The 12,698-nt window shown below is 53.9% G+C and carries 10 protein-coding genes; 9 read left to right on the top strand and 1 reads right to left on the bottom strand.

The features are described from left to right. Positions 1 to 150: 150 nt before the first annotated feature. The 4 genes from pglZ (at position 151) to L248_RS15415 (ending at position 8,026) form a co-directional block, all read left to right on the top strand. Positions 151 to 2,673, top strand: coding sequence for a BREX-1 system phosphatase PglZ type A (gene pglZ, locus L248_RS13595; RefSeq protein WP_022530841.1), 2,523 nt, complete (start codon positions 151 to 153; stop codon positions 2,671 to 2,673). A gap of 70 nt (positions 2,674 to 2,743) precedes the next feature. Beyond that, positions 2,744 to 4,795 carry a protease Lon-related BREX system protein BrxL gene (gene brxL / locus L248_RS13600; protein WP_425423461.1) on the top strand — a complete coding sequence of 684 codons (2,052 nt, stop codon included), beginning with the start codon at positions 2,744 to 2,746 and terminating at the stop codon, positions 4,793 to 4,795. A 109-nt stretch (positions 4,796 to 4,904) separates the two neighbouring features. Further along, positions 4,905 to 6,242 carry an ATP-binding protein gene (locus L248_RS13605; protein WP_022530843.1) on the top strand — a complete coding sequence of 446 codons (1,338 nt, stop codon included), beginning with the start codon at positions 4,905 to 4,907 and terminating at the stop codon, positions 6,240 to 6,242. Positions 6,243 to 6,670: 428 nt separating this feature from the next. Continuing rightward, positions 6,671 to 8,026 carry an IS1096 element passenger TnpR family protein gene (locus tag L248_RS15415; RefSeq protein WP_022530844.1) on the top strand — a complete coding sequence of 452 codons (1,356 nt, stop codon included), beginning with the start codon at positions 6,671 to 6,673 and terminating at the stop codon, positions 8,024 to 8,026. 173 nt (positions 8,027 to 8,199) lie between these two features. Here the strand turns inward: L248_RS15415 and L248_RS16570 are convergent, their stop codons facing one another. Further along, on the bottom strand, positions 8,200 to 8,286 hold the full coding sequence (locus L248_RS16570; protein ID WP_220095321.1) for a putative holin-like toxin: 87 nt from the start codon (positions 8,284 to 8,286) through the stop codon (positions 8,200 to 8,202). Positions 8,287 to 8,523: 237 nt separating this feature from the next. Here L248_RS16570 and rlmH point away from each other — a divergent pair, with 237 nt between their 5' ends. The 5 genes from rlmH to L248_RS15420 all read left to right on the top strand — a co-directional run bounded on the left by rlmH (position 8,524) and on the right by L248_RS15420 (position 12,535). Next, positions 8,524 to 9,003: a 23S rRNA (pseudouridine(1915)-N(3))-methyltransferase RlmH gene (gene rlmH, locus L248_RS13620; RefSeq protein ID WP_022530845.1), complete on the top strand. Its 480-nt coding sequence runs from the start codon at positions 8,524 to 8,526 to the stop codon at positions 9,001 to 9,003. Positions 9,004 to 9,142: 139 nt separating this feature from the next. Next, positions 9,143 to 9,730 (top strand): GNAT family N-acetyltransferase, encoded by a 588-nt coding sequence (locus tag L248_RS13625; RefSeq protein ID WP_022530846.1) that lies wholly within the window; start codon positions 9,143 to 9,145, stop codon positions 9,728 to 9,730. Between the two features lie 158 nt (positions 9,731 to 9,888). Beyond that, on the top strand, positions 9,889 to 10,362 hold the full coding sequence (locus tag L248_RS13630; RefSeq protein WP_022530847.1) for a hypothetical protein: 474 nt from the start codon (positions 9,889 to 9,891) through the stop codon (positions 10,360 to 10,362). A gap of 74 nt (positions 10,363 to 10,436) precedes the next feature. Next, positions 10,437 to 11,039: a hypothetical protein gene (locus tag L248_RS13635; RefSeq protein WP_022530848.1), complete on the top strand. Its 603-nt coding sequence runs from the start codon at positions 10,437 to 10,439 to the stop codon at positions 11,037 to 11,039. Positions 11,040 to 11,164: 125 nt separating this feature from the next. Continuing rightward, on the top strand, positions 11,165 to 12,535 hold the full coding sequence (locus L248_RS15420) for an IS1096 element passenger TnpR family protein (protein ID WP_022530849.1): 1,371 nt from the start codon (positions 11,165 to 11,167) through the stop codon (positions 12,533 to 12,535). Positions 12,536 to 12,698 lie beyond the last annotated feature (163 nt).

Raw genomic sequence — 12,698 nt, forward strand, 5'->3', positions numbered from 1 at the left:
CGGGGCACCTCGGTCACAAGCTGCTTGATGACCCCGTTCTGATAGCTGGGAGTGAACGATAAGAATGGCGGCCTATGGCGCTGTGGCGGGGCATTCGTTATACTGAACACAGGTCAAGAATACGCAGTCATAGATGGGGATTGAAGAGACATGGCAGAGCTGGATACGGAGAAAATCGTCGCGGGCATCGAGAAGTTATTTGCTAACGACAACCATTTTGTGTTTTGGTACGACGCGAAGGGGGAGTTCACGGACAATATTCCAGAGATCACGGAGAAGCTCCGCGAGCCAGTGGTGACGTTTGGCCCCCGAGAGCAGTTTAAGACCAAGGTGACACTGGTCGAGATGGAGAAGAAACACCAGTCGGCGCTGGTCTATTTGCCGTACCCGAAGCCGGACCTAATGGAGAACTTTCTCACCGACATGCTGTATTACTCTCCAGAATACATCGCTGATGCCACGGTGATGTTGCAACAGGAACTGGGGGTGCCGGATTGGGATACGGACACCTTCAAACAATACGAGAAATTCTTCGCCAGTAAGGAGCGTCAGACCCGCTTCCGCAAGGTATATGAGCCGGGGAAGGACTTGCCGATGGCAATCATGGCAGCCGTGACCAAGGCGGATAACGCCACGATGACGATGGTTCTGCGGGCAGTGCTGACCGGCGGGCTGACTAACGACAACAATTCAGCGTTGGCCGATCTGGCCAAGTATGGGCTGGCGGACCAGTTCTGGGAAAATGTGCGGGCGGCGTACGGTTTCCAGGGCGCGAAGAATTCCCTGAAGCAGCTGGCGACAGCGTTCTACTTGAACTACGCCTATTACCAGATGGAGAAAGACGTCCCCCAAAGCCTGGCGAACTACCAGCTGGGGTCGATCAATAATGCGGTGACTTTTCTCTCTTTGGCCCGTAACGACATGACCTATGCCGCGACGTACCGGGCTGAGGCAAAAGAGGTGTGGGATTACATCGACGGGGGCAAGCTGTTCCGTAAGGCGGATGTGGCGGACTTGGTGCAGAGCGACGTATTCCCGCAATTCGACCGCACAATTCTGACGTGGGCCACGGGCCGGTTGATGGCGGCGGATTACCACGCGCCGGCGGGGCAGCTGACGCTGACCGACGTGCTGGCGAAGCGGCGGACGATGTACTTCCACGACGGCTTCGGTGCGGCCTACGCCATGCTGCAGGCGGCGGTGGCGGTGCTGGCCTATCAGGGCACAACGGCGGAAGACCTGGCAGAGGCTACTAAGCAGTATGTCGACCACGACTATGCAGTGGACACGGCCTATCGGCATTTTGTCGCGATTCACGATCAGTTAACAGTAGAATTGAGTGGGGTGTTTGATGACCTGGTGGACAGGGTGGACAACACCTACGTTAACGATTTTCTGAATCCGAAGATCGTTAACTGGACCGGCGTTTACCGGCCTGCTGAGATTGCTCGCCAAGACTGGCAGCGCAATTTCTATTCGACGTATCTCGGCCCGGTGAAGGAACGCTGGGTGGTCATCATTTCGGATGCCTTCCGGTACGAGGCTGCGAAGGAGCTGGAGAAACAGCTGGCTGCCCAGGATGTTTATTCCACTGAGATGAAGACGGTCTATTCCGGCTTACCGTCTGTCACCTATTTTGGGATGCCGGCGTTGCTGCCGCATACGCAGCTGACCTACCAGACCGACCATACCGTACTGATCGATGGTACCGCAGCCAATTCAACGGAGACGCGGGAGCAGGTGCTGAAGACAAAAAATCCGCAAAGTGCGGCCACGATTATTCCCACATTTCTGAGCACGTGGAATACAGCAGAGCGCAAGGCTTTCTTGGCGGATGAACAGGTCGTTTACTTGTACCATAACCAAGTTGATGCAGCCGGGGACCATGCTGTTGAGGAAACGTCAGTGTTCGAACGAACAGCTGATACTATCGAGACACTCAGCCGAACCATCGCTATTCTACGCAACCTCAGTGTATCCCACATCATCGTCACTGCCGACCACGGCTACGTTTACAAACGGGCCGTTCTGGATTCAGCGGACAAGATCGACCTGGGCGACCACGACTTCGATACCCGAGGCCAGCGCTACGCCATTTCTGCCGATACCATCGAAGGACCCGGGATTCGTTCCCAGCGCCTGGGTGACTTGCTGGCGAATGATGACGATCGCAGGGTCTACTACCCGGCTACCGACAGTATCTTCGTCTCTGCTGGCGCCGGCCAAAACTATGTCCATGGCGGTGCCTCGCCCCAGGAAATGATCGTGCCGGTGTTGAAGGTGAACTTGAAGCAAGGCAAGTCGAAAGCGGAACCGGTGATGATTAAGGTTACCAACGCCGAGCATCGGATCACCTCGCGCAGTATTTCAGTACCGATTTCTCAGGAACCGGCAGTGAGTGACACGGCTACACCGGCGACCTATCTGTTGTACTTCGTGGACGACAATGACCGCATTATTTCTAACGAAGTGAAATATGTCGCGGACAGCACAGACCCGGATACTGACAAACGCCGGGACCAGGTCTATATGACGTTGAGCGACCAGCCTTTCGACAACGCGGCCCGTTACTATCTGGTCATTCGCAACGCGGAGACGGACGAGAAAGTTGCTCGAATTCAGTACCGGATGGATTTGACGATTGGGGGAGGAATTGGCTTTGACCTTGGATGATGAGCATCGCACGGAGGAAGAAAAGCTGCGCGCCGACAGCAATGGCGACATCGACGTGAACGCGGATGATATTGCCGCACACGAGGCAGCGCAGGACGTCCAGACCGACCTGCTGGACAAGCTGGAGGCCTATTTTGCTGGCCGGTTCGTGCGCAAGGACCTGACCCAGCGCATCAAGGAAGGGGCCAACGTGCCCACGTATGTCCTGGAATTTCTCCTCGGGCAATACGCCAATAGTTCCGACCCGGTTATTATTGAACAGGGCGTCCAGAACGTGAAGAAAACCCTGGCCAATAATTACGTCCGGCCGGATGAAGCCGAGCGGGTGAAGTCGAAGATTCGAGAGGAAGGGTCCTACACGGTCATCGACAAGGTCAGCGTCACCCTGAACTCGAAGGAGGACCGCTACGAGGCGGAGTTCGCCAATCTGGGTATCAAGAACGTACCGGTGGACGAGATGTTCGTGAAGAACTTCGAGCGGTTGCTCATCGGCGGCATCTGGTCCATCGTCCGGGTGCAGTACAACCATGACGGCAGCGATCCGTTTCTCATCCAGCAACTCGTGCCGGTACAGGTGCCGTCGGTGGATATGAAAGAGGTCTACAATGCTCGCCCACACTTCTCGACGGATGAATGGATCGACTTGATTCTGCGCACCATCGGCATGGAGCCGACCCAGTTCACCACTCGCGTGAAGTGGCTGCTGGTGTCCCGGCTGATTCCGTTCGTGGAGAATAACTACAACTTCGTCGAGCTGGGGCCCCGGGGGACGGGGAAGTCCCACGTGTACAAGGAGCTGTCGCCCAACTCGATTCTGGTGTCCGGCGGCCAAACCACCGTGGCCAACCTGTTCTTCAACATGGCTAGGCACGAAGTAGGCTTGGTCGGCATGTGGGACGTGGTGGCCTTCGATGAGGTGGCCGGTATTAAGTTCAAGGACAACGACGGCGTACAGATCATGAAGGACTACATGGCGTCCGGCTCCTTCGCCCGGGGGCGGGACGAGATTCAGGCGTCTGCCGGGATGGTCTTCGTGGGGAACATTAATCAAGCCATCGACGTGGTACTGCGCACGTCCAACCTGTTCGAACCGTTTCCCACAGTGATGGCCAACGACACGGCGTTTCTTGACCGGATTCACAACTATCTGCCGGGGTGGGAGATTCCAAAGTACCGGCCGAGTTTCTTCACCAACGGTTATGGACTGATCACCGATTACTTTGCCGAGGTGATGCGCGACCTGCGGAAGATTTCTTATGGGGACGCCTTCGACGAATACTTCACGCTGGGCAAGGACTTGAATCAACGAGACACGATTGCCGTGCGTAAGACGGTGTCCGGGATGATCAAGCTGCTTTACCCGGACGGTCAATTCACCAAGGACGACGTCGCCGAAGTGTTGACGTTTGCTATGGAGATGCGCCGACGAGTGAAGGAACAGTTGAAGAAAATCGGCGGGATGGAGTTCTTTGATGTGAACTTTTCTTACATCGACAAGGCGACCTTCGATGAGCATTACGTCCCGGTGCCGGAACAGGGTGCGACGGGGCTGATTCCCGAGGGCGAGGGCAAGCCGGGGCAGCTGTATACCGTCGCTCGGGACGCCGACCAGCGGCTGAGCCTGATCAAGCTGGAGTCGCAGATGACGGCGGGGACCGGCAAGACCAGCTGGACTGGCGTGGCGTCGAACCAGGCGGCCAAGGAGGGCATGAATACTGCCTTCAACTACCTGCGGGCTAACTTTGGGTCCGTTAATCAGGCGATTGCGCCCAGTCGGCATGACTACATCGTCAATCTGACCAACATGAATAATGGTGCAACGCCGGAGGAAGTATCATTGGCGACGTATGTGGCGCTGGTGTCCATCAGCGTCGGCCGGCCGGTGATTGGCGGGTTGGCGATTCTGGGCGACTTCACCATCGGCGGGACGATCAAGCGGCTGTCTGGGCTGGCGGACCGGCTGCAAGTGGCTCGAGACAGCGGTGCGAAGCGGGTGCTGCTGCCGGCGTCGGCTACGGCGGAGCTGCCGACAGTGCCGGCGGAGCTGATGTCGGCGTTTACGCTGATGTTTTATGGGTCGGTAGAGGATGCGGCATTTAAGGCGCTGGGAGTGAAGCAGTAAAGAAAGACAGTTGTCGAACGTGAAAGATAGCTTCATTTTTGCGTCTGCATTTAAAGATGTGGAAGCCAAGGCGCCCATAATTACTGTTTCTCTTTGAAAGGAGTCGAACATGAATAACTTCGAAGACGCCAACATCGAGTACAAGTCTCAACTGACCAACCGGCTAAAAAGAGAGATTGTTAGCTTCTTGAACAGTCCAAACGGTGGAGTGATTTACCTTGGGATAGATGATATAACGAGAAAATCGTTACCTGTCAGTGATGCGGAGCGAAAGCGATGGGAGGAAACCATATCCAACTGGGCTTTGAATGCTTTTTATCCGATTCCTTACAGCTTGATTGAAGTATTGCCAAACAAACAGCCGTTTACCGTCAAAGTGCGTGGTGGCAGAAATAAACCATATGCAATCAGTTCAAATGGATTTGACTCCAGCGGTGTCTACGTTCGGGAGGGCAGCTCTGCTGTAAAGGCGACAAACGAACGCATTCGACGGATGCAACAGGAGTATCAGGTGAGCGGTGAGTTTGATTCAGAGCCAGCGGACGAACAACAATTGACATTTAAAGTGGCGTCGGACGTCTTTGAGAATCTTGACGTTGATTTCGATCAGAAGGCGTTGCGTTTAGTGAAGGACGGCAAATATAACAATGCTGCGTTGTTAGTGAGCGATCAAAACCCTTACCCCATAAAACTGGGAGTGTATGACGGCCTGGATGTAATGAAATTTCTAGACAAACGGGAATTCTCCGGAGCCATGACTAAGCAGATTGATGAGGTATTGAACTATTTGGACCTAGCCAACCATAATCAGGTGGTGATTACCGGAAAAGGACAACGGCAAGAAAAGAGTGATTTTCCGACCGTCGCAATCCGGGAGGCGGTCATCAATGCATTTGTTCACCGGGATTATTTGCTTCATTCCAACGTGAAAATCGAGCTATTCAATGACCGCTTGGAGATTGTCTCGCCGGGCGGGATACCAGACGGATTAACGCTCGCAGAGATTAAGGATGGACTCACGGCAGCCCGCAACCCACGGCTGATCCATATCCTTGATAAGATGCAATACATCGAGAACTACGGAACGGGAATCCGGCGTATGTACCGGGCGTATGGCCAGGATTCTCAGGGGCCACGGTTTGAAGTGCGGGACAACTCATTTAAAGTCGTCCTTCCCAACCGAAATTATATGTCGACAGAAGAAAAAGCGCCTGAAGGGGACCCTTACAAAACCATGGCTAGTGGAAAGTCTCGTATCACTGAAACGAACGAGGCGCGAGTTCTGGCTGTTCTGAGGCGGAGCAAAAAGCCACTAAAACGCTTAGAGCTGCAATCCGAGACAGGCTTAACACGGAATCAAATTTTTGCTGCCTTGCGGGTACTACGAGCAGAAGAAAAGATTTTGGTCGTGGGGACATCCGTTAATACACGGTACGTGACCAAGTGAATAATACGAGCGCGTCATTGCTGAATCAGACGCTTTCGAAAGCTGTTGCCGCAGAACAGGTTCCAAAAAGCGTCTGGAAAAGCGTATGGTTACAACCAGACGCTTTTTGGAAACACTGGTACTGCAGGCTTTCTTGAACGAAGATGTCTGGTAAGCATCTGGAAAAGCGTATGGTTTTGCATTGCCGATGGCCGCCTGGCAGGGAACAATAATGGACGACTGCCACCGTTCTTCCACTCCAAGTGGAAGATGGGAGTTTCAGTTCAGTTGCCATATCCAATTCTGACCCCATTGGCTGCAAAAGCAGCAAAATGACGTTAACGTTCGCAGGACGATTTCTGAACGAGCGCGCCAAGCACCCGGGATTAGCAGTAATCTGAACAGAAATACGCAACTGCTGGTCAGCTCAATAAGGAAGGACGAACACAATGCCCAGAAAGAAAAAGCAATACCTGCAACTCAAGATTCAACTGCAAGATGAACGACCGCCGTTGTGGCGGCGCGTCGTCGTACCAATGGCATTTACTTTGGAACAGCTGCACGCTGTGATTCAGATTGCCTTCGATTGGCAGAACGCACATCTGCACCATTTTTGGGCGACCCAGAATAAACGGGTATTCTATGTGCCGGAGATTGATCCAGACTTTGGTCTTGAACAGCACTTAGCTGGTGAAACTAAGGCTTTTTCGCTATTGGACAAGGGCAATGTTATGTATGAGTACGATTTTGGCGACAGCTGGGAGCATCTCATTCATCTGGAGAAAATTTTGCAGGTATCTGATCTGAATGGGGTTTCGGCGCCCTTTTGCCTGACTGGGCGAGGCGCAGCAAAGCTGGAAAACTCTCGCGGCGAAGCTAACGATGATGGTGAGCCGTTCAACCGGGAAGCAATCAATCAGGCGTTGCAAGCGGCGTTCCCAACTGAGACGGTCATGCCCGCTAAGTATACTATCGAAGAGGCGGATAGACCCTTTGCTAATGATGAGGAGCCGGAGTCAGGCGATTCTGTCAGTGTCTTGGACAATGCCATCACTCAGTTGACGGATAGTACTGGAGAATTGCCGCTGGAGGCAGCGGATTTCTTAGCCAGCGGGCTGGCTAACGGCGAGCTGACAAAGACCGAGCAGCGGCACTTAGCCCAGCGGTTAATCGAAGAGCGGTTAACCTTGTACCAAATTGGCGACAAAAGCGGTCCAAGTATTATCAGTCGTGACGCAGTGGCCATCGTGCTTTCTGAATTACTATTAAATGACCGGGACAAGGCCGTGCTGACCAAACAACAGCTGAACGCCTTATTTGACCAAGCAGAGCAGCGGCTTGTCCAGGAAAGAAATACGACGGATATTGTTGACGACCAGAGAGGGATCGAATCAGCCCTCACCGTGATGGCTGATGTGTTGCAAAATCCCCGTTACCCACAGGAGAGGGCCAACAATATTGCCTTAGTCGTCCGTGCGATGCTTGAAAATTTAGAGGCGCCCTTTGTTGGTAAAGAACCCGAGATGATTGCTGGTCTCTTCCTTGAGCTGGTGGCCCTGGGCAAAATTTCGGACACGGTACTGACCCGTCAAATCGAAGAAATCAGTACCAGCTTAGACAAGCTGTGGATGAGTGACCATCGCTCTGATGCTGAATCCGAATACCGTGTGGTCGCGTGGCAGCGCGTCTTGGCGGCGATGAATGTCTTGTTCGCTAATGCCCCGGGTTTTGATAAGCTGCGCCAGTTTCTATACAAGACGAGCCGTGGTTACCTGGTGTCGCTGATGGGCTTGGATGAACAGTAGGGGGGTCAACACGAACCTCTTGCGACACATCTGCAGTCTTGATACAATGATGATAGAAAAAGAGCCGGCGCGTGAACACCGACCCAATGCAAACCGCTTTAAGAGCGGTGACAGTTTCAGTTAGGCTTGATGCCTGCCCTCAGCTGGTCAAAGTTAAGGGGCGGGCTTTTTTGTTATTTTTGATCGTTCTTGCCAATCACGATGGTTGCGACCAGGAGGCCGAACGAAATCATGAGCGACAAGACTTGGTACGTGTTCATGCTGTCGAAAACCTTTCGTCAGTTTGTTCCATGTTCCCATAGACGCCACTTCCTTGGGAAAGTACAGCACCGCCCTTAAAACTTCTGCTCGCGTAGTATACCATAAAGAGATCAGCACCTGTCAATCGCTTTATAACGTATGCCAAAGGTGGGAATTTAGACATCCCAGCCGTTTTTTTCTGAATATACCGATTTACAGTAATCATGACACCATCGTAAAGGACGCGAGGTAACCCCATGAACATCAAAGTCATCGGCGTCGGCAAACTCAAAGAAAAGTACTTCAAAGCCGGCATCGCCGAATACAAGAAACGGCTGGACAAACTAGCCAAGGTACTCATCATCGAGGTGGGGGACGAGAAGGCGCCGGAATCCCTTTCTGCCGCTGAGATGGACCAGGTCAAGGAGAAGGAGGGCGGCCGAATTCTGGCCAAGATCAAGGACAAGGAGTACGTCATCGCCCTGGCCATTGAGGGCAAGCAGCGCAGCTCCGAGGCCTTCGCCAAAGAGATTGCCGACCTGGGCACATACGGCCACCCCGACATCACCTTCGTCATCGGCGGCTCCCTGGGCCTCAGTCCCGCCGTTATGGCCCGGGCCAATGACACGCTCAGCTTCGGCAAGCTGACCATGCCCCACCAGCTTATGCGCCTGGTGCTGATGGAGCAAATCTATCGGGCGTTCATGATCAATACCGGCAGTCCGTACCATAAGTAGCCGCCAGACAGAAAGGCCGCCACGTAAAGGCATTTCTAACTAAACCGTCGTAATTAATCCGGTAGTCCAGCCGCCAGCATGCTATGATGGGGACAGCCCAGTGGGACCCAACCGCCGGACCACAACTGGAGGTGCACCGATGGACCAAGACCATAACCAAGACCAAACCAAGCGGCTGATCATCCGCCCATTTCGCGATGACGCCACAGACACGGCGGCAGCATTTAATATCCTGTCTAACGAAACAGTGAACCAATTTCTTCCCTGGTTCCCGGTCCAGTCGGCGCTGGCGGCCCGTGCCATGGTGCACGATACCCAGCAGCCCCGGCGGCACATGTCCTGGTACGCGGTCTGCCTGAAGACCGACGATATTCCCATCGGCTACGTGACCGTCGCCGACACGAAGAGTCAGGACCTGGGGTACGGCCTGTTACCGGCTTACTGGAACCAGGGCATCATCACCGAAGCTGCCGCGAAGGTCATTCAGTTAGAGTGGGTGTACGGCCGGGGCTGGCTGACGGCCACCCACGACGTGCACAATCCCGCCAGCGGCCGGGTGATGCAGAAGCTGGGCATGATCTATCAGTATACTTATCAAGAATTGACAGAGCCCAAGCACGCGTACGTCAACTTCCGGATGTACCAGATCAACTTGGCCCAGAAGGATGCGCCGATCTACGAGGGATACTGGGCCCAATCGACGGTCCACTACATTGAGGACCTTTAGCCCGTCCCGCATGGCATGAACAATGCCCCCACTTCAACGTTCTCTTCACGGCAACAAGCGGTATACTAACCCTAACAGCCCCCAGGATAATGACATCCGCCGGGGGCAGTTTTGCATTTTTTCTACATATCTCTTCTATGGAAGGAACCTGAGGATTCATGGCAGAAAGAAAACCGACACCCATCGCCAAGGTCTACGAAGCGCTGAGTGCTGTGGCAGATAAGCGGGTCACATTTCCGGCCGACCAGCCGGGGGAGGCGCTGGTCACCTCGTCGGACGGCAGCAAACAATACACGGTCCGCTTCGGCGACGGCTTCTATTCGTCCAACGACAACGCGACCTATTGGCAGCATTACGCCGGCTACCCCATCGTGGCCGTGCTGATCGAACAGCATAAGATTGGCTTGCCGTCGGGGTCGGACAATCTTGTTCAAGCCTTCGCCGGGGTGAACTGGAAGAAGCTCAACACGCAGTACAAGAATGACTACGCGAAGTCCACTGCTGACTTTCTCACCACCGTTGATGACCCTAAGCCGGTCAAGAAGCTGGTGCGTATCGTGGCGGACCAGCTGGGGGCGCTGGACTTCACCGTGAAGGGAAACCGGGCGCAGATGCGGCATCCGGAGCAATAAAACGGAAGAAAACATGGTATCCCCAAGAGCCTGAAACCGCTATACTGGTGGTACCAAGAAAGTGGGGGACCGCAATGCTCAAGTCTGTCAAACTCGGCTTCGAAAATGTTGAAGTCATGACAATCCCGATTTCCGTTCTCGATCTGTATTTCGAAAATATTGCCGAAATGGTGTCGTTCCACCGCCGCAATATGGAAGGTGACCGATTGGTGCGCCAGAGAATCATCGGGAACGGCTACATCATGGTCCAACGGTCGTGGTTTGAGACCATGGGCGGACGCATCTCCAATGCCATCCAGTCCGGCTTGCCCGACCCTGCGGCGGAGGCCATTCTCGATGAGTCATTGCAACTCAACCGGGACGATATTCAGGAATGGTTCGCCCAAGGATTGCCGGATGAGGCGATTCAGGACAAGATCATGGAACGCTTCACGGATCACTTCACCGAGGGACGTGTCGCTGACTTGGTTGATGTGACGCTAATGGTGGATGGTCAGCCGGATGAGCAGCTGATCATTCCATGGGAAGACGATCCGGCTGGGAATGACAACCAGCTGGCCGTCAACGTGGCGCTGCCTGACGCGTACGTCATTTTCTTCGATCAGCGGGACCCGGACATTCATCAGCATAAGCAGGAGAAGCTGGCGGAATTTGGCATGATCGACCCAGCAGAATAGAATGGCAGAAAGCGGTGCGAACCCATGCTGGCTCGGCACCGCTTTTCTTATCCCCGTATTGACAGCACTGCCAGCACCTGTGACAATTGTTGCCAGTACCTATTCGCTGAGAAACGAGGACGCCCATGACCAGAAAGAAGAAACAGTACCTGCAATTGAAAATCAATATTCAGCTTGAGAAGCCGCCCGTGTGGCGGCGGGTCGTCGTACCGGCCGCCTTCCGTCTGGACCAACTGCATGCCTTGATTCAAATTGCATTCGGTTGGCACAACGAGCATCTCCATCATTTTTGGTCCACGGATACCAGGCGGTTGTTGTATGTGCCGCGAATTGATCCTGATCTCCAGGTGACGCAGCAGCTTACGAATGAAACCGACGCCTTTCCGCTGCTCAAAAAGGCGGATTTGATTTACGAATATGATTTTGGGGACAGTTGGGACCATGTGATCCATTTGGAAGACGTGCTGCAGGTATCAGATTTGGGCGGGCGGCAAGCACCTTTCTGTCTGACCGGTCGGCGTCCCGGAAAACAGGAGAACTCTCGCGGCCAGAAGCAGAATGAGGGCGCGCCGTTCAACAAGGCGGCCATCAATCAGTCGCTGCGTGCCGCTTTTCCGAAAGAGACAGCCATGCCTGTCCAGTATCGTTTTAAAGTCGCGGATGAAGCAAAGACAACACCGGTGCCGCCCGCCACAAGTGCACCGAATCAGGACGCATGGTCTAAGGACAAGCTGCTCAGTGCTGCCGGAGAGCTCTTGGGGGCTGATTCTAAAAAGGTCTATCAGACTGCTGACACACTGTGGAATGCGCTCACCAATAATCAAATGGCGGCAGCCAGCCAGACTGAGCTGACGCGGATCATCGTGCGGAATCAACTCGTTCTCTTTAAAGTAGGCCAGAAAGACGACAGCACAATTCATAATCGGTTGGCGTTCAGCGGCTTGAGCGCGGCCCTGCTGGCCAATGATGCCAAGGCCCATTTCTTGCCCAAGAGCTGGTTGAATGGCCTGTTTGATCAGGCGGAAAGATTGGTCGCTTCTGAAAAGAATATGGCGCTGCTGCCGAATATGCAGACCGGCAGCCGGGCGGCATTGAAGCTCCTGAAGGTTGCCGTAGAACATCCAGATTATGACAATGCCCGAGCGTCTGATCAAATCCCGCCGGCACTGGAGAAGATGTTTGAAAACATTGAGGCACCTTTTCAAAGCGATGAACCTGAACGGATTGCCGGCATCGTTGTCGAACTCGCGGGGATGAAGGCCTTCCCGCCGGACTTGCTGACAGCCCTCCTGCGGCTCATGTCGCTGACCCAAGACATTGCCTGGCGTGAAGATGGGGGGACACATCCAGAGCCGTTCTTCAGACTTGAAGCGTGGCAGCATGTGCTGACGATACTCGACGTTATGCTCACCGGTCTTACTGGGTATCAGGAGGTTGGTGAGGCCGTCCATAAAGAAGTGAAGGCCCGGTTGTTGAAAATGTATAATTTGGAGTAACAGTGAAGATAACGGGCGCGGCCACCAGCTGCGCCCGTTTGCTATTTACTGGCTTTTGACACGGCTCCGCGCTATGAAACGAGCAACCCATACCGTATACTGAAAGTGGATACAAGTTAAGTGGATTATATTGACTTTTGGTGCACTAGACCATACGGGAAGG

The organism is Schleiferilactobacillus shenzhenensis LY-73, assembly GCF_000469325.1.
GTDB lineage: Bacteria > Bacillota > Bacilli > Lactobacillales > Lactobacillaceae > Schleiferilactobacillus > Schleiferilactobacillus shenzhenensis.

Bases quoted from the DNA above. Each gene is read 5' to 3' on its own strand.
- L248_RS13605 (WP_022530843.1), top strand. From the start codon at position 4,905: ATGAATAACTTCGAAGACGCCAACATCGAGTACAAGTCTCAACTGACC.
- L248_RS16570 (WP_220095321.1), bottom strand. From the start codon at position 8,286: ATGAACACGTACCAAGTCTTGTCGCTCATGATTTCGTTCGGCCTCCTG.
- L248_RS13630 (WP_022530847.1), top strand. From the start codon at position 9,889: ATGGCAGAAAGAAAACCGACACCCATCGCCAAGGTCTACGAAGCGCTG.
- L248_RS13625 (WP_022530846.1), top strand. From the start codon at position 9,143: ATGGACCAAGACCATAACCAAGACCAAACCAAGCGGCTGATCATCCGC.
- L248_RS13635 (WP_022530848.1), top strand. From the start codon at position 10,437: ATGCTCAAGTCTGTCAAACTCGGCTTCGAAAATGTTGAAGTCATGACA.
- rlmH (WP_022530845.1), top strand. From the start codon at position 8,524: ATGAACATCAAAGTCATCGGCGTCGGCAAACTCAAAGAAAAGTACTTC.
- pglZ (WP_022530841.1), top strand. From the start codon at position 151: ATGGCAGAGCTGGATACGGAGAAAATCGTCGCGGGCATCGAGAAGTTA.
- L248_RS15420 (WP_022530849.1), top strand. From the start codon at position 11,165: ATGACCAGAAAGAAGAAACAGTACCTGCAATTGAAAATCAATATTCAG.
- L248_RS15415 (WP_022530844.1), top strand. From the start codon at position 6,671: ATGCCCAGAAAGAAAAAGCAATACCTGCAACTCAAGATTCAACTGCAA.